Annotated in this window: 23 protein-coding genes; 16 read left to right on the top strand and 7 right to left on the bottom strand. The window is 68.4% G+C overall.

Going from position 1 to position 20,728, the window contains the following annotated elements; translation table 11 throughout:
- Window positions 1–48 precede the first annotated feature (48 nt).
- A complete protein-coding gene (locus ACZ0AA_RS12000) occupies window positions 49–444 on the top strand; it encodes a hypothetical protein (RefSeq protein ID WP_463513027.1) in 396 nt (131 codons plus the stop codon).
- Window positions 445–462: 18 nt separating this feature from the next.
- Here the strand turns inward: ACZ0AA_RS12000 and ACZ0AA_RS11995 are convergent, their stop codons facing one another.
- Together ACZ0AA_RS11995 and ACZ0AA_RS11990 are read right to left on the bottom strand one after the other, a co-directional pair.
- Complete coding sequence (locus ACZ0AA_RS11995) at window positions 463–1,905, bottom strand: MFS transporter (RefSeq protein ID WP_463513026.1); 1,443 nt, start codon at window positions 1,903–1,905, stop codon at window positions 463–465.
- Between the two features lie 57 nt (window positions 1,906–1,962).
- Complete coding sequence (locus ACZ0AA_RS11990) at window positions 1,963–3,426, bottom strand: peptide MFS transporter (protein WP_463513025.1); 1,464 nt, start codon at window positions 3,424–3,426, stop codon at window positions 1,963–1,965.
- Window positions 3,427–3,468: 42 nt separating this feature from the next.
- Here ACZ0AA_RS11990 and ACZ0AA_RS11985 point away from each other — a divergent pair, with 42 nt between their 5' ends.
- The 3 genes from ACZ0AA_RS11985 to ACZ0AA_RS11975 all read left to right on the top strand — a co-directional run bounded on the left by ACZ0AA_RS11985 (window position 3,469) and on the right by ACZ0AA_RS11975 (window position 6,322).
- Entirely contained in the window at window positions 3,469–4,092 is a 624-nt protein-coding gene (locus ACZ0AA_RS11985) for a hypothetical protein (RefSeq protein WP_463513024.1), read from the top strand.
- A gap of 50 nt (window positions 4,093–4,142) precedes the next feature.
- On the top strand, window positions 4,143–4,832 hold the full coding sequence (locus ACZ0AA_RS11980; RefSeq protein WP_463513023.1) for a GNAT family N-acetyltransferase: 690 nt from the start codon (window positions 4,143–4,145) through the stop codon (window positions 4,830–4,832).
- Window positions 4,833–4,936: 104 nt separating this feature from the next.
- Window positions 4,937–6,322 (top strand): glycine--tRNA ligase, encoded by a 1,386-nt coding sequence (locus ACZ0AA_RS11975; protein ID WP_400864160.1) that lies wholly within the window; start codon window positions 4,937–4,939, stop codon window positions 6,320–6,322.
- A 57-nt stretch (window positions 6,323–6,379) separates the two neighbouring features.
- Here the strand turns inward: ACZ0AA_RS11975 and ACZ0AA_RS11970 are convergent, their stop codons facing one another.
- The 4 genes from ACZ0AA_RS11970 to ACZ0AA_RS11955 all read right to left on the bottom strand — a co-directional run bounded on the left by ACZ0AA_RS11970 (window position 6,380) and on the right by ACZ0AA_RS11955 (window position 9,208).
- Window positions 6,380–6,805 carry a DUF1801 domain-containing protein gene (locus tag ACZ0AA_RS11970; RefSeq protein ID WP_400864163.1) on the bottom strand — a complete coding sequence of 142 codons (426 nt, stop codon included), beginning with the start codon at window positions 6,803–6,805 and terminating at the stop codon, window positions 6,380–6,382.
- Entirely contained in the window at window positions 6,802–7,374 is a 573-nt protein-coding gene (locus ACZ0AA_RS11965; RefSeq protein ID WP_463513022.1) for an HhH-GPD-type base excision DNA repair protein, read from the bottom strand. Before ACZ0AA_RS11965 ends, ACZ0AA_RS11970 begins: the two co-directional genes overlap by 4 nt.
- Window positions 7,375–7,423: 49 nt before the next feature.
- On the bottom strand, window positions 7,424–7,756 hold the full coding sequence (locus tag ACZ0AA_RS11960; RefSeq protein ID WP_463513021.1) for a hypothetical protein: 333 nt from the start codon (window positions 7,754–7,756) through the stop codon (window positions 7,424–7,426).
- Window positions 7,757–7,900: 144 nt separating this feature from the next.
- Entirely contained in the window at window positions 7,901–9,208 is a 1,308-nt protein-coding gene (locus ACZ0AA_RS11955; RefSeq protein ID WP_463513020.1) for a glutamyl-tRNA reductase, read from the bottom strand.
- Window positions 9,209–9,269: 61 nt separating this feature from the next.
- Between ACZ0AA_RS11955 and hemE the strand changes: the two genes are divergently transcribed.
- The 11 genes from hemE (at window position 9,270) to ACZ0AA_RS11900 (ending at window position 18,542) form a co-directional block, all read left to right on the top strand.
- Window positions 9,270–10,292 carry a uroporphyrinogen decarboxylase gene (gene hemE / locus ACZ0AA_RS11950; RefSeq protein ID WP_400864173.1) on the top strand — a complete coding sequence of 341 codons (1,023 nt, stop codon included), beginning with the start codon at window positions 9,270–9,272 and terminating at the stop codon, window positions 10,290–10,292.
- A gap of 75 nt (window positions 10,293–10,367) precedes the next feature.
- Window positions 10,368–10,697 (top strand): metalloregulator ArsR/SmtB family transcription factor, encoded by a 330-nt coding sequence (locus tag ACZ0AA_RS11945; RefSeq protein WP_400864176.1) that lies wholly within the window; start codon window positions 10,368–10,370, stop codon window positions 10,695–10,697.
- A gap of 32 nt (window positions 10,698–10,729) precedes the next feature.
- Entirely contained in the window at window positions 10,730–12,280 is a 1,551-nt protein-coding gene (gene hemG / locus ACZ0AA_RS11940) for a protoporphyrinogen oxidase (RefSeq protein ID WP_463513019.1), read from the top strand.
- 202 nt (window positions 12,281–12,482) lie between these two features.
- Complete coding sequence (locus ACZ0AA_RS11935; protein WP_400864181.1) at window positions 12,483–12,905, top strand: hypothetical protein; 423 nt, start codon at window positions 12,483–12,485, stop codon at window positions 12,903–12,905.
- 1 nt (window position 12,906) lies between these two features.
- Window positions 12,907–13,314 carry a phage holin family protein gene (locus tag ACZ0AA_RS11930; protein WP_400864184.1) on the top strand — a complete coding sequence of 136 codons (408 nt, stop codon included), beginning with the start codon at window positions 12,907–12,909 and terminating at the stop codon, window positions 13,312–13,314.
- Entirely contained in the window at window positions 13,301–13,582 is a 282-nt protein-coding gene (locus tag ACZ0AA_RS11925; RefSeq protein ID WP_400864186.1) for a hypothetical protein, read from the top strand. The genes ACZ0AA_RS11930 and ACZ0AA_RS11925 overlap by 14 nt, the downstream gene beginning before the upstream one ends.
- Window positions 13,583–13,649: 67 nt before the next feature.
- Window positions 13,650–14,327 carry a hydrogen peroxide-dependent heme synthase gene (hemQ, locus tag ACZ0AA_RS11920; RefSeq protein WP_400864189.1) on the top strand — a complete coding sequence of 226 codons (678 nt, stop codon included), beginning with the start codon at window positions 13,650–13,652 and terminating at the stop codon, window positions 14,325–14,327.
- Between the two features lie 7 nt (window positions 14,328–14,334).
- Entirely contained in the window at window positions 14,335–15,351 is a 1,017-nt protein-coding gene (gene hemC, locus ACZ0AA_RS11915) for a hydroxymethylbilane synthase (protein ID WP_400864192.1), read from the top strand.
- On the top strand, window positions 15,348–16,139 hold the full coding sequence (locus ACZ0AA_RS11910; RefSeq protein WP_400864195.1) for a uroporphyrinogen-III synthase: 792 nt from the start codon (window positions 15,348–15,350) through the stop codon (window positions 16,137–16,139). The genes hemC and ACZ0AA_RS11910 overlap by 4 nt, the downstream gene beginning before the upstream one ends.
- Window positions 16,136–17,113 (top strand): porphobilinogen synthase, encoded by a 978-nt coding sequence (hemB, locus tag ACZ0AA_RS11905; protein ID WP_463513018.1) that lies wholly within the window; start codon window positions 16,136–16,138, stop codon window positions 17,111–17,113. The genes ACZ0AA_RS11910 and hemB overlap by 4 nt, the downstream gene beginning before the upstream one ends.
- Before the next feature lie 106 nt (window positions 17,114–17,219).
- The gene (locus ACZ0AA_RS11900) at window positions 17,220–18,542 is read left to right on the top strand and encodes a glutamate-1-semialdehyde 2,1-aminomutase (protein WP_463513017.1); all 1,323 of its coding nucleotides are present in this window, start codon (window positions 17,220–17,222) and stop codon (window positions 18,540–18,542) included.
- 240 nt (window positions 18,543–18,782) lie between these two features.
- Here ACZ0AA_RS11900 and ACZ0AA_RS11895 read toward each other — a convergent pair whose 3' ends face one another.
- On the bottom strand, window positions 18,783–20,099 hold the full coding sequence (locus ACZ0AA_RS11895) for an HNH endonuclease signature motif containing protein (protein ID WP_463513016.1): 1,317 nt from the start codon (window positions 20,097–20,099) through the stop codon (window positions 18,783–18,785).
- A 145-nt stretch (window positions 20,100–20,244) separates the two neighbouring features.
- Here ACZ0AA_RS11895 and ACZ0AA_RS11890 point away from each other — a divergent pair, with 145 nt between their 5' ends.
- Complete coding sequence (locus tag ACZ0AA_RS11890; RefSeq protein ID WP_290161661.1) at window positions 20,245–20,694, top strand: hypothetical protein; 450 nt, start codon at window positions 20,245–20,247, stop codon at window positions 20,692–20,694.
- The last annotated feature ends 34 nt before the right edge of the window (window positions 20,695–20,728 follow it).

Here is a 20,728-nt window from a genome sequence, read left to right as displayed (position 1 = left end):
GCGCACTCGTCACGTCGATCGCGCGTCGGCCCCGGTTAGCATCGGGGGATGCCCCGCACAGACTGGACTCCGCATCGCCGCGACGACGGCGAGCTGCTCGGCTGGATCCACCCCGACGGCGAGGCGTGGGTGCCGGTCGACATCCTCGGGCGCACGGTGTCCGGGCCGACCGAGTGGCTCGATGCCGAGGCAGCTCTGGAGGAGCGGGGCATCTCGTGGCTCGCTGACCCGTGGGTGCTCGACGGCGAAGGCGGCGGTCCGTTGCGGGTCCGCATCCTCGAGGTCACCCCGGATGAGGACGGTGCACCCGGACGCGTCGTCGTGAAGGTCGACGACTTCGGCGACGTCTCCCGTCCGCCCACGCAGCAGCACGCGCTCTCCTGGCCGGCCCCCGACCGACTGAGGGCTCCGTCGCCGACGGACCCGGACCCGCGGGTGCTCTGACCCTGGTCCGGGCGGCGGTCACCCCGGAAGAGAGGGATGCTGCTCGGTCGAACGCTGTCGAGGGATGAACAGCGACAGGACGAGGGCGATGATGCCGGCCGCGATCGCCAGCCAGAAGCACAGATCGAACGCCGCCCTCGTGGGGACGGAGACCCCGCCGACGTCGACGCTCATGGCGGCGAGCACCCCGCCCATCACTGCGGAGGCGCTCGATGTGCCGACCGAGCGGAACAGCGCGTTCAGTCCGTTCGATGCGCCCGTCTCGTTCGCCGGCACCGACCGCATGATGATCATCGGCATCGCGGCGAAGGTGAAGCCGATGCCGACGCCGATCAGCAGGTTGCCGACGAGGATATGCCACACCTCGCTCGACCAGAGCAGTACGAACACGTAGGCGAGCACGATCGCGCCGGCCCCCACGGTGAACAGGGGGCGAGGTCCGACGGTGCGCTCGAGCCAGCCCGACAGCGGCGAGATCACCATCATCACGAGACCCGCCGGCATGATCACGAGTGCGGCAGACACCATGTCGAGTCCGAAGCCGGCGCCGGAGGCGACGGGGCCCTCGAGCAGCTGCGGGAACGTCACGTTCGAGGCGAAGAGGGCGAAGCCCATGCCGATCGCGGCGATGTTCGTGAACAGCACGGCAGGGCGTGCGGCGACGCGCAGGTCGAGCAGCGGATCGTTCGTCCGCAGCTGATACCAGCCCCAGACCAGCAGCACACCCACACCGCCGATGATGCAGGTCAGGGTCAGCGGGGCCGTCCAGCCCCACTCGGCACCGCGCGACACGAACAGCAGGATGCCGGTGAGGCCGATCGCGAGTCCGATCGCACCGACCACGTCGAGGCGTCCGGGGAATCGCAGCACGTCCTCGGGAATCACGAGCAGCACGAGAGCGAGGCCGATGACGCCGAGAGCTGCGGCGAGCCAGAACAGCCAGTGCCAGTCGGCGTTCACCGCGAGCAGGGCGGCCACCGGCATCCCGATCGCTCCGCCCACCCCCATCGTGGCGCTCATCAGAGCGACGGCGGTGCCCAGACGCTCGGGCGGCAGGACGTCGCGCATGATCGCGATGCCCAGCGGAACCACGCCCGTGACCGCACCCTGCAGCGCACGCCCGATGATCACGCCGACGATCGAGCCGGAGAGAGCGGCGATCAGCGAGCCGAGGATCAGGAGCCCGAGCAGCACGATCACGACGCGGCGCTTGCCGTACATGTCGCCCAGTCGGCCCGAGATCGGGGTGGCGACCGCGGCGACGAGCAGCGTGATCGTGACGACCCAGGTGGTGTCTTCCCTGGACGCGTTCAGCAGGTGAGGGAGCTCGGCCTGCAGAGGCACGACCAGGGTGAACATGAACGACGAGCAGAGGCCGGCGAAGGCCAGCACCGCGACGATCGCCCACTTCGGTGATCTTCGGGAGAGTCTTCTGCGCGCGCGATCATCGTTCTCTCCCATCGCTTCAGGCTATCGGCGTCTGAGACACCCGAGGCGCGAGCCCGCGTACTGCGCTCGTCAGCTCACGCCCTTCATGAGCCGCAGCACCGGCTTCACGGCGAAGAGGAGGCCGAGGCCGACCACGATCGCGATCGCCCCGAGGACAGAGAAGTAAGGCACCTCGTTCTTCGGGTCGTAGAACTGGACGAGCCAGCCCGAGATCGCAGTGCCCAGCGCGATCGACAGGAAGAACAGCGCCACCATCTGCGTGTGGAACACCTTCGGCGCGAGCTTCGTGGTCACGGACAGGCCCACCGGCGAGATCAGCAGCTCGGCGACCGTGAACACGAACAGGATGCCGACGATCGCGATCAACGGCGTGGAGTTGGGGCCACCGCCCGCGAACGGCAGGAACAGCAGGAACGCCGCCCCCATGATCATCGCGCCCAGTGCGAACTTGACCGGAGTCGAGGGCTGGCGGCGGCCGAGGCGGGTCCAGATCGCCGCGAAGACGCCGGACAGGATGATGATGAACACCGGATTGATCGACTGCACCCAGGAGACGGGCATCTCGAATCCGAAGATGTTGCGATCGAGGCGCTCGTCGGAGTAGACCGTGAGCACGGTGAACTGCTGCTGGTAGAGCGACCAGAAGGCGACGCTCGTGACGAAGAGGGGCAGGAACCCCCACACGCGTGAACGCTCGGTGGCATCGATCCGGCGGCTGCTGAGGATGACTGCGAAGTACGCCACCGTCGCGACGATCGTTCCGATGATCACGATGTCGGCCAGGTTGTCGGCCCTGATCACGCCGATGAGCACCAGCGCCGCGACGAGTGCGAGGGCGGCGACCGCGATGATCGCGACGAGCGGATAGCGCGACGACGGCAGGGGGTTCGGCACGCGTCGTGCCTCGTCCGGCAGCGCCTTCCGGCCGAACGAATACTGCACGAGTCCGAACGTCATGCCGATCGCGGCGAGACCGAATCCGTAGTGGAATCCGAGGGAGGACTGCAGGATGCCGGTGAGGATCGGGCCCAGGAAGGCGCCGAGGTTGATGCCGAGGTAGAACAACGAGAAGCCGGCATCCCGGCGGGTGTCGTCTGCGCTGTAGAGAGTGCCGACCACCGAGGTCGCGTTCGCCTTGAGCCCGCCCGAGCCGAGGGCGACGAGCACGAGGCCCACCCCGACGCCGATGAATCCGGGGAGAAGCGCGAGGGCGACGTGACCTGCGACGATGACGATGGCGCTGATGAACAGCACACGTTCCGAGCCCAGCATCCGGTCGGCGATCCACGCACCGAGGATCGTCGAGAGGTAGACAGACCCTCCGTAGGCGCCGACGATCCCGCCTGCGACGGCCTGGGAGAGTCCGAGTCCGCCCTCGGTGACCGAGAAGTACAGATAGATGAGCAGGATGCCCTGCATGCCGTAGAAGCTGAACCGCTCCCACATCTCGACGCCGAAGATGTGGACGAGCGCCCAGGGCTGCCCGAAGAACCGGGTGTCGGGCTTCTCGGCGGTCGTGTCGCTGGTTGCCATTCCTCCACGGTACGCCCGGTCGCGGCATGGTTCGATATGGGGATGAGCGTCGATCTCGAACAGCACCCTGCCGACAGCCCCTTCCACCGCAGGCTCGTCTACGGAGAGCGACCCGATGGCTCGTGGATGACGCACGGGCCGGCCAACGCCTACGAGTCGGTCGTCATGCGCCCGCTCGAGCCGATGCTCGTGCCCGAGAAGCCGCGCAACGGTGAGCTCGACCCCGAGAACTGCGGATCGTGCAAGCCCGACGAGCACACGATCTGGCACGACGATCTGTGGCAGGTGCGAGCCGGCTGGGAGCCGGGCGGGCTTCCTTTCATCGGGGCGATCGCCCCGCGCGAGCACTGGCTGCTCGAAGACGCTCCCGTCGAGGTCCTCGCCGCACTCGGGCCGTTGATGCAGCGGATCTCGGAGGCGGTGAAGAGCATCCCCGGTGTCGCGCGGTGCCACTTCAGCAGGTTCAACGACGGCTCGGCGCACCTTCACCTCTGGGCATTCGCACGTCCGGCCGGGATGATGCAGGGGCGAGGAGCCGTGCTCTCCTACTGGGACGGGATGCTCCTCGAGATGACCGTCGAGATGATGAACGAGTTCCTCGAGATCGTCGCCACATCCCTCGCGGCCGGAGGAGGTACGGCCTTCCCGGAGCGCTCGCGCGCCTGACCAGCCGTGTTCGATTCCGATATCTGCGACCGGAGGGGCAGACTGGGGGCGTGCGAACCATCCGTGATCTGGACACCGTTGAACTCATCATCGCCGCGCAGGGCCTGCTCGACTCCATCCGCGGCCCCGAGCGCGTGATCGACGCCGGCACTCTGCGAGCTCTGCAGCAGTCGGGCAATTACGTGGTCGGACTCTTCGATGCCGAGAGCGGCGAAGAGCGGATGGTCGGAGCCTCGATCGCCTTCTTCGGCGCCCCCGGACGCCGGGCGATGCACTCGCACATCACGGCGCTGCTGCCCGAGTACCGCGGACGCGGCTGGGGACGAGAGCTCAAGGAGCACCAACGCCAGTGGGCGTTCTCACGCGATGTCGGTCGCATCACCTGGACGTTCGATCCGCTCGTCGCCCGCAACGCGCACTTCTTCCTCACGGTTCTCGGTGCCCGCGCGACCGGATACTCGGTGAACCGCTACGGCATCTTCGGTGGAGGGGACGCAGGAGATGAGAGCGACCGGCTCGACGTCGAATGGGCGCTCGCAGACATCGCCAAGCCCCCGGCATCCGATGCGGTCGTCGAGACGCTCGAGATCCCGTCGGACATCGAGACGATCCGCGTCGAGGACCCGGAGGCTGCGCACGAATGGCGCACGCGCCTGCGCGCGCAGATGGAGGGCCTCCTGGGCAGCGGCCTGACGCTCTCGGGATTCGACGTCGACAAGGGCTACCTCTTCACCTCCTGAGGGCTCAGCCCCGACCCGGCCGGGGTCCTGACGCGAACAGGTCGCGGATAAGATTGACGTGCCCGTGATCACGGGCTTTCCCACCGCCGACCATTGGAGCCACCGTGGCCGAACAGTCCCGTCTTGACAAGGTCATCGCCCTTGCCCGCCACCGCGGGTTCGTCTTCCAGGCGGGTGAGATCTACGGCGGTTCGCGGTCCGCGTGGGACTACGGGCCCCTCGGCACCGAGCTCAAGGAGAACATCCGCCGCCAGTGGTGGCAGACGTTCGTGCGCGGACGCGGCGACATGGTGGGTCTCGACTCCAGCATCATCCTGCCCAAGCGGGTGTGGGAGGCGTCGGGTCACGTCGCCACCTTCACCGACCCGCTGGTCGAGTGCCTGAGCTGCCACAAGCGCTTCCGTGCCGACACTCTGATCGAGGACTTCGAGGCGCGCAAGGGCCGCAAGGCAGAGAACGGCCTCGCCGACGTGCCGTGCCCCAACTGCGGCACCAAGGGCCAGTACACCGAACCGAAGTCGTTCTCGGGTCTCGTGAAGACGTACCTCGGCGTCGTCGACGACGAGTCCGGCCTCTACTTCCTCCGCCCTGAGACGGCACAGGGCATCTTCGTGAACTTCTCGAATGTGCTCACGGCCAGTCGCAAGAAGCCGCCGTTCGGCATCGGCCAGGTCGGCAAGGCGTTCCGCAACGAGATCACCCCCGGCAACTTCATCTTCCGCACGCGCGAGTTCGAGCAGATGGAGATCGAGTTCTTCACGCCGCCCGCCGACGCGCAGCAGTGGTTCGAGCACTGGGTCGAGGCATGCTGGAACTGGTTCATCGACCTCGGGATCGACCCCGAGAACATGCGTCAGTTCGACGTTCCCGAAGACGACCGCGCGCACTACTCCGCCGGCACCATCGACGTCGAGTACCGCTTCGGCTTCACGGGCAAGGAGTGGGGCGAGCTCATGGGCGTCGCCAACCGCACGGACTACGACCTGTCGAGCCACAGCGAGGCGTCGGGCCAGAGCCTCACCTACTTCGACCAGGCGACGGGCGACCGATACACGCCGTACGTGATCGAGCCGTCGTTCGGCCTCACGCGCGCCATGATGGCGTTCCTCGTCGACGCGTACCGTGAAGAGGAGGTGCCGAACGCCAAGGGCGGCACCGACGTGCGCACCGTGCTCAAGCTCGACCCGCGTCTCGCCCCGGTGAAGGCCGCCGTGCTGCCGCTGAGCCGCAACGAGCGCCTGTCGCCGCTCGCTCGCGAGGTCGCCGACACGCTGCGCAGCTCGTGGGCCGTCGACTTCGACGACGCAGGGGCGATCGGTCGCCGTTACCGCCGACAGGATGAGATCGGCACGCCGTTCTGCGTCACCATCGACTTCGACTCGCTCGATGACCGCGCCGTCACCGTGCGTGACCGCGACACCATGGCGCAGGAGCGCGTCTCGATCGACGAGCTGCACGAGTACCTGGCTGAGCGTCTCAAGGGCGCCTGACACTCGGACGATCCGAACGAGAGGCCCGCTGTCCGAGAGGACGGCGGGCCTCTCGCGTCAGCCGGTGACGGTCAGCTGCACCTGATCGGTGCCGCCCGCCTCGACCCACGCCAACGATCGCTCGAGGATGCCGCGCAGCACGTCGAGGTCGATCTTCTCGAGATCCTTGATGTAGAGGCATCCGACGCCCGTGCTGTGCGGGCCGAGCTTCTCCAGGGCCTCGACGTGGGCGTCGACGCCGTCGAACAGGTAGATCGTCGTCGCCGCCTTGCGCGGGGCGAAGCCGAGCAGTCCGCTGTCGCCCTCCGTGCCGGTCGGGTACCTGTAGTGGCAGCTGCCGAATCCGATGATCGTGCCCCAGGTCTGCGGGTCGCGGCCGGTGATCTCCTGCATCACAGCGGTCAGGGTCTCGGCATCCCGACGGCGAATCGCCGGCGTGGAGCGGGCGATGAGTCCAGCGACGTCGTCGCCGGTGGGGTTCATGCCTTGGCCTTCGCCGCGGCTTTCATGGCCTTCTTGTGCTCGCGCACCTTGGTCAGCGACTCGGGTGACACGATGTCGGCGACGCTGCGGTAGGAACCGTCGGCGCCGTAGTCTCCGGCCGCCTCTCGCCATCCCGTGCCGGTGAAGCCATACTGCTTGCCGAGCAGGGCGAGGAAGATCTTCGCCTTCTGCTCGCCGAACCCCGGGAGCGCCTTGAGTCGCTTCAGAACCTCGGCGCCGGACGGATCGCCTTCGGTCCAGATCGCCGAGGCGTCTCCGCCCCATCGATCGACGATCTCCTGGCAGAGGGTCTGCACGCGAGTGGCCATGGAGCCGGGGAACCGATGGACAGCCGGTGTCTGCGTGAATGCCTCCAGGAACTCGTCAGGGTCCATCGAGGCGATCGTGGTGGCGTCGGTCGCTCCGGTGCGCTGCTCGATCTTGAGCGGACCGGCGAACGCCGTCTCCATCGGGACCTGCTGGTCGAGCAGCATCCCGACCAGCAGTGCGAGCGGATTGTCGGTGAGCAGAGTGTCAGCGGCGGTGTCTCCGGTGATGTGAAGGGCCATGCGTCCAGTCTGGCACCCCGGTCTGTTCCCCGCCCGGGCTCTGGTGGGATCAGATGCGCTGGAGCTTCGGCAGCGGACCCTCGAGGCGCGCGATCGAGACTCGGACGTCGGCGATGTCGGCCTTGAGTTCGACCCGGAGTTCGGCGATCTCCGTCTTGAGTTCGGTGCGGAGTTCGGCGATGTCGCCTTCGACCTTCGCGAACCGCTCATCGACCTTGTCGAACCGCCCATCGACCCTGTCGAACCGCTCATCGATCTTGTCGAAACGCACGTCCAGCCCCTTGGACTGCCGTGCGAGCATTCGGGAGACGCCGCCGAGCGTGGTGGCGGTCACGCCGAAGAGGGCGATGATGATGCCGATCAGGTTCGGGTCCACGAGCATTCTCCCAGTCTGCGCCGAGAGATCGACACTGTCATGGGTTCGACGATATGAAGCACGGGAGGGGTCTCGTGGGGGACCGTCCTGCCTCTCGCGTGCATGGTGGAGAAGAGCCTTCGACGGGCTCGCGTGCAGAAGAAGCGAGGCTCAGGCGGTCGCTGCGTCGTCTGCGTCCGACGCGACGGCGGGCTCGATCGGCTCGATGCCGTACAGCGTCGACAGCGCCGCGGCGAACTCGTCGGCGCGTCCGGTGGCGGCCAGCTCGTGCGCCCGGGTCGTCGGCACGTGCAGGAGCACGCCGGTCAGGTGGCGCAGGGCCTGCTCGACCTTGCCGTCGTCGTCGCCCCTGGCGCGGGCTCGGGCGATCTCGGACTCGAGCAGCGCGAACATGTGCGACCGCAGCGCGACCACCGAGGGGGTGACGCTCTGTCGGCTGCCGACGACGTGGAAAGTGTCTGCGGCTTCGCGCACCACGGTGCGCGCGGCATCCGTCGCCTGCAGCTCCTCGAGCGGCGCGTGCAGGCTGATGGTCTCGAGATCGAGGAGGGTGACGCCTTCGAGCGCGGCGACCGCGGGGTCGACGTTGCGCGGCATGCCGAGGTCGACGACCATCTGGTTGTGCGACGTGACGGGGCAGCCCTCGGGGGCGATGCCGGTCGGAGCCTGCAGGTGCTCGGGAGTCAGCACCGGAGCGGTCGCCGTCGTGCAGGTGATGAGCAGGCTCGATCGCGAGGCGACGCGGGCGTAGTCCTCTGCGGAGACCGGACGGATGCCGTGCTTCGCGGCGAACTTCTCCGCGCGACCCGAGGGCGAGTACACCGAGATGTTGACGGCGCCCCGTTCGCGCAGTGTCGCGAGCGTGACGGCTGCGTAGGCACCGGTGCCGACGAGCAGCACGCGCTCGGCCGACCAGTCGACGATGCGGCTGTCGGCGAGTTCGAGGGCGAGGCGCACGAGCGACCGCCCGGCTCGGCCGAGGGCCGTGACGTTCTTGACCTTGCGCTGCGCCTGGCTGGCCCGCTGGAAGAGACGCTCGAGCTCGGGGGAGGTGGTGCCCTCCTTGCGTGCGGCCTTCAGAGCGCGACGCACTTGCCCTGCGATCTCACCCTCGCCGGAGACGACGGACTCGAGTCCCGAGGCGACCGAGAAGAGGTGCTCCGCGACCCGACGGCCGGAGTGCACCTCGTAGGCGCCGTCGAGCTCGGACGCGCGGATGCCGGTCGACGACTCGACGGCCTCGAGCACCGCCTCGACGCCGATCGCGCCTGCAGCCGTGACGGGCTCGTCCATCTCGACGTAGGCCTCGAAGCGGTTGCAGGTAGCAAGAACCACCGCACCCTGCACGCAGGTCGCCATGTCCACAACCGTGGAGGCGACGTCATCGGGGGTGCGGCTCAGGCGTTCGAGCAATTCGAAGGGGGCGGTCTTGTGACTCGCCGTGACAACCAGCAGCACCTTTCGATTCTACCTGAGGCTTCATGCAGGTCGGCCCAGGGGCGGATGGGAGGATGGACGCATGCCCCTCTCCGACGCTCCGCTGCTGCGCGCCCTCACCGGCCCCCGACCTGAGCATGCCCCCGTGTGGTTCATGCGCCAGGCAGGCCGATCGCTGCCCGAGTACCGCGAGCTGCGGGTCGGAACGCGGATGCTGGACGCCTGCCTCACCCCCGACCTCGCGGCCGAGATCACGCTGCAGCCGGTGCGCCGTCACGGCGTCGATGCGGCGGTGTTCTTCAGCGACATCGTCATCCCGCTGCGTCTCGCCGGCGTCGAGGTCGAGATCGAGCCCGGCCGTGGTCCGGTGTTCGCGAACCCCGTGCGCTCGGCGGCAGACGTCGACCGCATCACGGCGATCGACCCGCTCTCGCTCGACGGCACCGCGATCGCCGAGGCTGTCGGCATCGTCACGGCGGAGCTCGGCGACACCCCTCTGATCGGGTTCGCGGGGGCTCCGTTCACTCTCGCCGCCTACCTCGTCGAGGGCGGTCCGTCGAAGGAGCACCTGCGGGCGCGGGCCATGATGCACGCGGATCCGGAGTCCTGGAACCGGCTGGCCGGCTGGCTGGCCCAGGTCTCGCGCCGCTTCCTCGAGATCCAGCGCGACGCCGGAGCATCCGTCGTGCAGCTGTTCGACTCGTGGGCGGGATCGCTGAGCACCGCCGACTACCGCGCGTTCGTCGCACCGCACTCTCGCGTCGCCCTCGACGCGATCGGGGTCCCGAGCATCCACTTCGGTGTGGGCACAGGTCCGTTCCTCGACGACATGCGGCTCGACGGCATCGCCGACGGTGTCGGCGTCGACTGGCGTCTGCCTCTCGATGAGGCCGCCGCGATCCTCGGGCCTGACGTCTCGGTGCAGGGCAACATCGACCCGGCGCTGCTCTCGGCGCCGTGGCCGGTCCTCGAGGCGCACGTGCGCGACGTGGTCGAGCGCGGGCGTGCGGCCAGAGGCCACATCGTCAACCTCGGGCACGGCGTTCCGCCCGAGACCGACCCCGATCAGCTCACCCGCATCGTCGAGCTGGTGCACTCGATCTGACCGCTTGAGGCGTCCGCTCCGGTGTCGGAACCTCGGCCGCGAGATGCTATCTAGCACGAGTGCTATATTGCGAACATGACAGACAGCGCGTCGGACATCTTCGCGGCATTGGCCCACCCGACGCGCCGCCAGATCCTGCAGGATCTCAAGGACGGCGAGCTCGCGGCGGGTGAGATCGCGTCGCGGTTCGCGGCGAGCGGTCCCACGATCTCGCGTCACCTGAGCGTGCTGCGTCAGGCGGGCCTCGTCAGCGAGCGTCGCGATGCGAACCGCATCCTCTACTCACTCGTCGGCGAGCGTCTCGCGCTCTCGGTCGGCGACTTCCTCTCGACGGTGTGCCCCGAGCAGATCGTGCTCCGCGAGGTGCGCAAGCGCGACTCCGGTTTACCCGGTCGCAACCGGTGAGGCATCAGGGTCGCGGATGAAAGGATTGACGCATGTCGTCTAATCCCGCGAACCGTGAGTCGTCCCGAGCCGAGTCCGCGTCTCTGGCAGCCCGCGCGGCCACGCGCCACATCGTCGTCGTCGGGGGTGGCGTCGGGGGGCTCATCGCGGCACGCGAATGCGTGAAGGTCGGCATGCGCGTCACCGTGCTCGAGGGGTCGGATGCGGTCGGCGGCGCGATCCGTCAGGCTGAGATCGACGGCGTCGTCGTGGACGCGGGGGCGGAGAGCTACGCGACCAGGGGCGGGCGCGTGCGCGCGCTCCTCGCCGAACTCGACCTCACCGATCGCATCGTCGCCCCCGCAGCCGGCAGTGCCTGGCTCGCCGGCATCCCCGGCGTCGGGGCCGCACCGCTGCCGGTCGGTGGGATCCTCGGCATCCCGAGCAATCCGTTCCAAGATGACGTGCGTCGCATCATCGGCTGGTCGGGGGTGTGGCGTGCCTACCTCGACCGCGTGCGGCCGCCTCTGACGATCGGACACAGACACAGCCTCGGCAAGCTGGTGTCCTCGCGCATGGGCGTCAAGGTGCGCGACCGGCTGGTGGCTCCGGTGACGACGGGCGTGTACTCCGCGTCGCCCGACGACGTCGACGTCGACGTCGCGGCACCCGGGCTCAACGCCGCCCTCACGCGCGTCGGTTCACTGTCGGGCGCTGTGCAGGCTCTGCGTGACGAGAGTGCGGCGCGCGCATCGCAGGCCGCTGCGGCGCAGGCGCCCGGTGCGGCCGTCGAGGGCCTCGCCGGCGGCATGATGGTGCTGATCGAGGCGCTGGTCGCCGACATAGAGAAGCTCGGCGGCGTGGTCCGCACCGGCGTCCGGGTGACCGAGATCGCACGGTCCGGTGCGAACTGGACCCTGCGCGCCGAGGGGAAGACGCTCGCCGAGCCGCTCGTCGAGTCGGATGCCGATGCGGATCCGACCACGGAGGTGCTCGAGTTCACCGCCGACGGCGTCGTGCTGGGTACATCGGAAACGGCCGCTCGACGTCTGCTCGAGAACGTCGCCCCTGCACTCGCGAAGACCACGGCGGCGGATGCGCCGGAGATCGAGATCGTCACGCTTCTGCTCCAGGCCTCGGCGGTGCAGGGCGCACCTCGGGGCACGGGGGTGCTGACGGTCCCCGGCAGCCACACCGCGAAGGCGCTCACACACTCGACGGCGAAATGGGAGTGGCTTCGGGCCGCCGCAGGCGATCGGCACCTGGTGCGCGTCTCGTTCGGTGCTCAGGGAGAACCGGCCGCGACCGCAGCCCTCGATGACGACGCGGCTGCGCGCCTCGCACTCCGCGAAGCATCCGCTCTGCTCGGCGTCCCGCTCACCGGCAGCGATCTCGTCGGCGCGCACCGTTCGCGCTTCGTCCAGTCGCAGCCCGCTTCGATCATCGGCTCCGGCGAGCGGCGCGAGGCGGCTCGGCAGGCCATCCAGGCAGTTCCCGGCCTTGCAGTGGTCGGCGCCTGGCTCGCCGGCACCGGACTGGCGCAGGTGATCCCCGACGCGCGAGAAGAAGCCGACCGGCTGCGGCGCTCGCTGCTCTGGGACTGACGCGCGTCTCAGGACTCCGTTCGATCGCGTGGTGACGAGCGTCACGCGCTCCGTGAGGCAAACCCGAAAGTCGCTCTGCTGTCAACCCTCTGCCTGACAGATGCCGAAATCGGCATACGGGGCTACGCTGGACACCTGGCAGGCGGCTCCGTGCCGTCGGTTCGCCCCAGGCGTTCACACCGGAACAACGTGAGGAGACCCCATGAAGGGGAAGATCGGACTCGTCGTAGGAATCGGCGTGGGATACGTGCTCGGAACCCGTGCAGGGCGCGAGCGGTACGAGCAGATCAAGACGCAGTGGCTGAAGGTCTGGAACCTCGACCCCGTGCAGGAGCAGGTCGTCAAGGTCAAGGGCTACGTCGGCGACAAGGCTGCAGCAGTGCCCGGTGCGATCTGGACCGGCGTGCAGAAGGTCGTCAAGTCCGCCAGCGGCGGCGACAAGACCGCCGGTCAGCGACTCGACTCGGCTGTCGCGGCAGGACGCAAGGCCGCCGACGACATCGTCGACGCCACCGAAGACGCCGTCGACGAGGTCAAGGACGCCGCCAAGAAGGACGACGCGAAGAAGCCCGCGGCCAAGAAGCCGGCATCCCCGCGCTCCACCGCCGCGAAGTCTGGCAGCTGACATGCCCCGCGGATACCGCGACCGCGCCGAAGACAGCCTGCTGTCCCTGATCGGCGATCTTCCGGAACTCATCAGCAGCCTCGTGAAGGCCGAGATCAACGCGGCCAAGACGTGGATCTCGAAGACCGCGAAGGACGCGGGGATCGGCTCCGTCTGGTTCCTCGTCGCGCTCTTCTTCCTGTTCTGGGCCGTGCCCGTGATCCTGGTCTTCGCGATCGCCGGGCTGTCGTCGTGGTGGCCGGTATGGCTGTCCGCACTGGCAGTGTTCGGAATCCTGATCCTCGCCGTGCTGCTGTTCGCGCTGCTCGGCATCCTGAAGTTCCGCAAGGTGCTCGCTCGCAAGAACCCCGCTCAGGCGGTGGGCGAGGACATCAGACTCGTGAAGGAAGCCGGCTATGACGAACACTGACATCACGAGGCCGCTGCCCAAGACGGCCGTTCCTGCAGGGATCGTCGATCCGGTGCAGTCCGCCCGCGCCGAGCTCAAAGCGGCGCTCGCGGCCATCGAGGTCAAGGGCAACTTCCCTCGACGGATCGACAAGGCATCGAAGCGCGCCGCGGCGAAGGCACGGGTCTTCGCCGACCGCAACCCTGCAGCGGCGATCGCCGGAGCGGTGGGAATCGCCGTCATCGTGGGCGGAGCCGTCTGGGCGATCGCCCGTGCGCTCTCTCGCTGACCGGAGGCGAATCCCCGCATCCTGACTCGCGTTCGCGAGTGGTTCACAAAGGGGGCAGACTGGATCCATGTCCGACGCACGCGAAGAGAACCCGTCCGGTTTCACCCTCTGGGCCGTCTGGCGACGGAACCCCGATGTGGCGGTCACCGAGTCCGACTCCACGGAGCTCGAGACGATCGTCTCCTACATCGAGGACTCCGGCGTCACGGTCCGCGGCTTCTACGACGTCTCCGGTCTGAAGGCCGATGCCGACCTGCTGGTGTGGCTGCACGGCGACACGGCGGAAGACCTGCAGAAGGCCCTGCGGCGCCTGCGCCGCACCGAGCTGCTGCGCACTCTGCTGCCCGTCTGGAACGTCATGGGCGTGCACCGCGATGCCGAGTTCAATCGCGCGCACGTGCCGGGATTCCTGCGGGGGGTCGAGCCCAAGGACTGGCTGTGCCTGTACCCGTTCGTCCGCACGCCCGAGTGGTATCTCGCGCCGGAGGAGGAGCGTCGCAAGATGCTCGCCGACCACGGTCGCAAGGGTGCCGCCTTCAAGGGGGTCATCGCCAACACCGTCGCCGCGTTCGCCCTGGGCGACTACGAGTGGATCCTGCCGCTCGAAGCCGACGACGTCACCGAGCTGGTCGACCTCATGCGTGACCTGCGCTACACCGACGCGCGTCTGTACGTGAAGGAGGAGATCCCGTTCTACACGGGCCGTCGCCTCCGTTTCGACGAGATCGCGGACGTGCTGCAGTAGGCCGACGATGAGCACTCAGAGTCACACAGCCGTCCCGATCCGTCTGGGCACCCGCCGCAGCGCGCTGGCGCAGGCGCAGTCCGGTCATGTCGCCACCGCGCTCGAGAAGATCTCCGGGCGTCGCGTCGAGCTCGTGCCGATCACCAGTGAAGGCGACACGAATCGAGCGTCGCTGTCGGAGATCGGCGGCCAGGGCATCTTCGCCACCCGCCTGCGCGAGGCGCTGCTCGCCGGGGAGTGCGATTTCCTCGTGCATTCCCTGAAGGACCTGCCCACGGCGATCCCCGAGGGTCTGTTCATCGCGGCCACCCCGGTGCGCGAAGACGCTCGTGATGTCGCGATCACTCGCGGAGGCACGCCGCTGCACCAGCTGCGCTCGGGCAGCAAGGTCGGAACGGGGTCTCCCCGCCGCATCGCCCAGGTGCACCGCAGGGCTCCTCACGCGGAGGTCGTCGACATCCGCGGCAACGTCGACTCACGTCTGCAGCGGGTCGCATCAGGCGAGCTGGATGCCGTCATCCTCGCTGCCGCCGGCCTGTCACGCCTCGGAAGCGACTCGCCGCTGCGTCGCGAGGAGCTGGGGCTGTCCGAGTGGCCGACCGCTCCGGGCCAGGGTTCGCTCGCGGTCGAGACCCGCTCCGACGCTCCGGCTGAGCTGCTCGCCGCCCTTGCGGAGCTCGACGATCGGGACACCCGTCTGGCCATCACGGTCGAACGAGGAGTCCTGGAAGGACTCGACTCCGGATGCCAGGCGCCGATGGCCGCTCACGCGGTCGTGGACGGCGACGAGATCCGCGTCAGGACGGTCGTCTACTCGACCGACGGTGGGCGCCGGATCGGCCTCGACGTCACGGAGACTCTGAACGGGGAGTATATTCGTCGGAACGGCAGCGGCAATGGAGCGGATGCTGCCGGTGGTGCAGACCCGATGCACGCAGCACGCGAGTTCGGGTTGTCTGTCGCCCATCGGCTGCTCGAGCAAGGGGCGGCCGACCTCGTCTCCCGAGAGCATTCCTCATCATGACCAATTCGAAGCAGGACCGACCGCTGGACGGCTGGCGCATCCTCGTACCCCGCGGAGGCCCGTGGGGCGACGGCGTCGCCGCAAGTCTGCGTTCCCGCGGAGCGGTGCCCGTCGTCGCGCCGCTGATCAACTTCGCGGCCACCACCGACCAGGCTGCGCTCGACGTGGCGCTCACCCGGCTCGCTGCCGGTGAGTACGACTGGCTGACAGTGACGAGCGCGACGACCGTCGACGTGATGTTCGCGCACCGCGCGGTGGTGCCGCGTCGTACGAAGATCGCAGCAGTCGGCGAGACGACCGCCGCCGCGCTGCAGGCGGTCGGGTACGAAGTCGCGATGGTGCCGGACGAAGACAACTCGGCGGCGGGCATGGCCGAGCAGCTCATCGCCCTCGAGGCGGAGCCGCGTCGCATCCTGGCGCTGCGCAGCGAGATCGCGAAGCCCGTGCTCAGCGTCCTTCTGCAGGAGGCCGGTCACGACGTCGACAGCGTCGTCGCCTACCGGACAGTCGGAGTGCCGGTCACCGACCGCATCAAGCGGGACGTAGAGAACGGACGCATCAACGCGATCCTGATCACGAGCGGATCGGTCGCCGAGCAGGTGCGCGAGCAGTTCCCCCTGATCCCGGATGAGACGCTGCTGGCTGCGATCGGTCCGCGGACCGCGAAGGATGCCGACAGGGCGGGTCTTCCGATCACGGTCGTCGCCGATCGTCAGACGGTCGACGCGCTCATCGATGCGGTGTCGAGCTTCACCCTCCCGCACGCGGCGGACGAGCTGGCGCCGTGAGCTTTCCCGATGTCCGGCTGCGGCGCCTGAGGCAGTCGCCTGCCGTTCGAGGCCTGGTGCGGGAGACCTCTCTCGAACCGCGACAGCTGGTGCTCCCGCTGTTCGTGCGCGAGGGGCTCACAGAGTCCGTCCCCATCGGATCGATGCCCGGAGTCGCGCAGCATTCGCTCGACTCTCTGCGGGCCGCCGCGACCGAGGCGGCCGATGCCGGTGTCGGGGGCGTGATGCTGTTCGGAGTTCCGTCCGTCAGAGACGCTCAGGGCTCGGGTGCAGACGACCCGAAGGGCATTCTGAACGTGGCCACCGAGGCCCTCGCGGCCGAGGTCGGCGATGCCCTCGTCGTGCAGACCGACCTGTGCCTCGACGAGTTCACCGACCACGGCCACTGCGGCGTGCTCGCGGCCGATGGCACCGTCGACAATGACGCGACGCTCGAGCGCTACGCGTCGATGGCGCTGGCTCAGGCCCGCGCCGGCTCTCAGCTGCTCGGCCTGTCGGGAATGATGGACGGGCAGGTCGCTGTCATCCGCGAGGCGCTCGATTCCGAGGGCTTCACGGACACCCTGCTGCTCGCCTACGCAGCGAAGTACGCGAGTGCGTTCTACGGGCCGTTCCGAGAGGCCGTCGACTCGCAGCTGAAGGGTGATCGTCGCACTTATCAGCTCGACCCGGGCAACCGCCGCGAGGGCGTGCGCGAGGCTGTCGTCGATGAGGAGGAGGGGGCCGACATCGTCATGGTCAAGCCCGCCATGGCCTTCCTCGACGTTCTGCGCGAGGTGCGCGACACCGTTCATATTCCGGTGTGGGCATACCAGGTGTCGGGAGAGTACGCGATGATCGAGGCCGCCGCGGCGAACGGCTGGATCGACCGCCGCGCATCCATCCTCGAGTCCCTGCTGTCGATCCGGCGTGCGGGCGCTGATGTCGTTCTGACCTACTGGGCGACCGAGGCCGCGCGCTGGCTGCGGTCCTGATCGTGCTTCCTCGTTCGGGGGTGCTCGTCTGAGTCCCTCCTTCAGGTCTGCGGACTAGCCTGGGAGTGATGGCGGGAGAGTTCCGCGCATCGCTGAGGAGTGTGCTGTGACCGACCGCAATGACGACCTGTTCTCCGCTGCCCGCACGGTGATCCCGGGCGGTGTGAACTCGCCGGTGCGCGCGTACGGTTCCGTCGGCGGCACGCCGCGCTTCCTCGCCTCAGCCACAGGCGCGAGGGTCACGGATGCCGCGGGCGCCGAGTACGTCGACCTGGTCGCGTCCTGGGGCCCCGCGCTGCTCGGTCATGCGCAGCCCGAGGTGGTGGCCGCCGTGCAGGAGGCCGCGACTCGAGGACTCTCGTTCGGTGCCCCGACGGAGGGCGAGGTGGAGCTCGCTCAGCTGATCGCAGACCGCGTGCGGTTCGGCGAGATCCGGCCCGTCGAACGTGTGCGGCTCGTGTCGACCGGCACCGAAGCCACGATGACCGCCATCCGCCTTGCCCGCGGTGCCACCGGTCGTGACCTGCTGATCAAGTTCGCCGGCCACTACCACGGGCACTCCGACGGTCTCCTCGCCGCGGCCGGTTCGGGAGTCGCAACCCTCGCTCTGCCCGGCTCTGCGGGGGTCCCCGCGCCGATCGCCGCGCAGACCCTCGTGATCGACTACAACGACCCCGACGCACTCGAGGCCGTCTTCGCCGAGCACGGCCCGCGCATCGCCGCGGTGATCGTCGAGGCCGCGGCCGCGAACATGGGTGTGGTCCCACCGCTGCCGGGGTTCAACCGACTGCTGGCCGAGACCGCACACGCTCACGGTGCTCTGCTGATCCTCGATGAGGTGCTGACGGGTTTCCGTGTGCACCCCGCAGGCTTCTGGGGGCTGCAGGCCGCGACCGGCGAGGACTATCTGCCCGACATCTTCACCTTCGGCAAGGTCGTCGGCGGAGGTATGCCGCTGGCCGCCCTCGGTGGCCGCGCTGAGGTCATGGACCTCTTGGCCCCCCTCGGCCCGGTCTATCAGGCAGGCACGCTCTCTGGTAACCCGCTCTCGGTCGCTGCTGGCCTGAAGACTTTGAAGCTCGCGACCCCGGAGGTCTATGCGACAGTCGATGCGGCCGCCGCTCGCGTCGCGGGTGCACTGGATGCTGCTCTGACGGATGCCGGCGTCACGCATGCCGTGGCCTACGCAGGAAGCCTGTTCAGCGCGTCATTCCGAGCGTCGGCGCCCCGGACATATGCCGAGGCGCAGGCGCAGGAATCGTTCCGGTACGCACCGTTCTTCCACGCGATGCGCGAGCAGGGAGTCGCGCTGCCGCCGAGCGTGTTCGAGGCCTGGTTCCTGACCGCGGCGCATGGCGAGGAAGAGCTGCAGCGCATCGAGGCGGCTCTGCCCATCGCTGCCCGCGCTGCGGCGCAGGCAGGCGTCTGAGCCCCCATCCGGCCGTCGACACCCGACGGGCTCTCTGCCGAGCATCGCTCACCGTATGAGTTCAGCTCAGACGAACGCGTTTAGCTCGACGAACGCTTAGCTCAGACGAACGCCTCGCTCAGCCGAACGCTTAGCTCAGCGGGGGCGCCTCGCTCAGACGAACATCACTCGCCGTCGTGGTGCGTCCGTGTAGGTCCGGCCGAGTGGGCTGAACCATTCGATCGTGCCGTCGGGGAGCTGCTACGCCGTCCATCTGTGGTCGTCGGCGACATCGGGATGTTTGAGGGAGTGGTGGCGCGCGCACAGGTGGGCGAGGTTGCGAATCTCGGTCCGCCCTCCCTTCGCATGATCGAACGTGTGGTCGATCTGACAGCGATGGACCGGCATTCTGCATCCGGGGAATCGGCAGTGCTGGTCTCGGGCCCGTAGGAACCGTCGCATCGGCTCGGTGGGCCTGTAAGTGTCGGTCTCGACGACCAGGCCGGTCGGATCGAGGAACAAGCGTGACCAACCGCCGTTGCGGCCCGCGAGGTCCCGAGCGACGTCAGGGTGGAGAGGGCCGTGTCCGTCGAGCTGTGCGGGGCGCTCATCGCAGCCCGCCAGCGTGGTGGCGGCGACTGTGACGTGGATGCGCCCCTGGATGTTGTCGAGTCCGGAGCCGTTGGCGGCGCTCGGATCTGAGGCGAGCAGGAGGTCGATCAGCAGGTCGGCGCGCACCTGATCGATCGTGCGCGTGTCTGCCGGGATCTGCTCCACGGCGGGGCCTGTGGGGTCGGTTGTGAACGTCGCTTCGCCGAAGATCGCGTAGTCGTCTCGTGACGGATCGTCGTGCGGGATGTCCTCCGGGTAGATCGGATGCTCGCCGTCATCGATCGGCTCGAGCAGCGGCTCGCGGTCTTGCCGAGCCTTGATGACGGCGTGCGCGAGCTGGGTGAGGCGATCGAGGATCGCCGTGGCGAGATGCTCGGGGAGCACGACCGTGAGAACGGAGAGTCCGTCTCCTGCGGGGCGAACGGTGACGGTGCGCTCGGACTTCGCTCGCGCATGGCGCTCGGTGGTCGTCGAGCCCGACAGCACCGCTGCCAGCTCGCGCAGATGCACGCGTGTGCGCGCAGCGGTCTCGCGCTCGGCGACGATGACGGCGACGGTGTCGTACAGAGGCAGCACGTCGGCATCCGCTCGGCCGTTGTTCACCGCCTCGCGCACGACTCCGGCGGCTCGCACGATCTCTCGGACGTGCGCACCGGTGATGGTGCCGCGCCGGAATGCCTCGCGCACGCGCGGATGGCTGGAGCCGAGGAAGCCGGCGTCGGTGAAGGCGTACTCGACGCTGCCCTGGGTCAGGCGCCCCGCCGCGGAGTACTCCGCGATCATCGATCTGTGGATCGCTTCGCGGTGGAACGGGTTCTCATCGGAGTCCGACCCGCACAGCCGCATCCGCTCGGCGAGAAGATCGGAAGCCTCGGCCTCGAGGCTGGCGATCTGTCGCCGCTTCTCGACCCACGAATCGAGCAGCTCCCTGCGCTGCTCGAGACCGTTGTCGCTGGCGGATGTCATGCTCTGAGTCTAGTAGATTTGTTCGAAGGTCGAGTAGAACATCGGAATGGAAGAGGGGTGGAATCGTGGGAACCGACAACGGATCGTTGCCTTCCTGTGAGCAAGACACAGACATCTGGAAGGGTGCCGCTGGCAGACTGGACGCATGGTGACGTTGCTGCTGGACCAGACGCAACTCGAGATCGTGCTCTCGCCGATCGAGCGTGCGGCGAGCTTCCACCGTGACAACGTGCGGCTCGTGCGCGACACCATCACCAAGGTTCAGCTGATCGACGACGCGTGGACCTGGTTGCGCGGTGTGCCGAACCCGGGAACGCACATCCCCGGTGTGCTCGCCGCAGGAACGTGGAAGGCTGCGGGCAGCGTCGACTTCGTCCTCATCCGCCGCCGGCGTCCCAGCGTGGTCATCGACCTGTCCGGTGACGCGCAGTACCGACGACTGATCCTCACGACGAGGCACGGCCTCGCATTGACGCAGGCGCTCCGACTCGACGTGTCGGACGAGCCGGCCGACGTCGAGGAGATCGTGGCGACGTCGCCCACGCCGGTGTCGAAGGGCAGTCGCCGTCCGGTGATCCGTCCACGGCCCGCCTGAGCGACTCGAGAACGAGCGACGCCCTCCGCAGCCT

It is taken from the genome of Microbacterium sp. AC035 (genome assembly GCF_979258485.1).
This window is presented reverse-complemented; position numbering and strand designations above follow the sequence as displayed.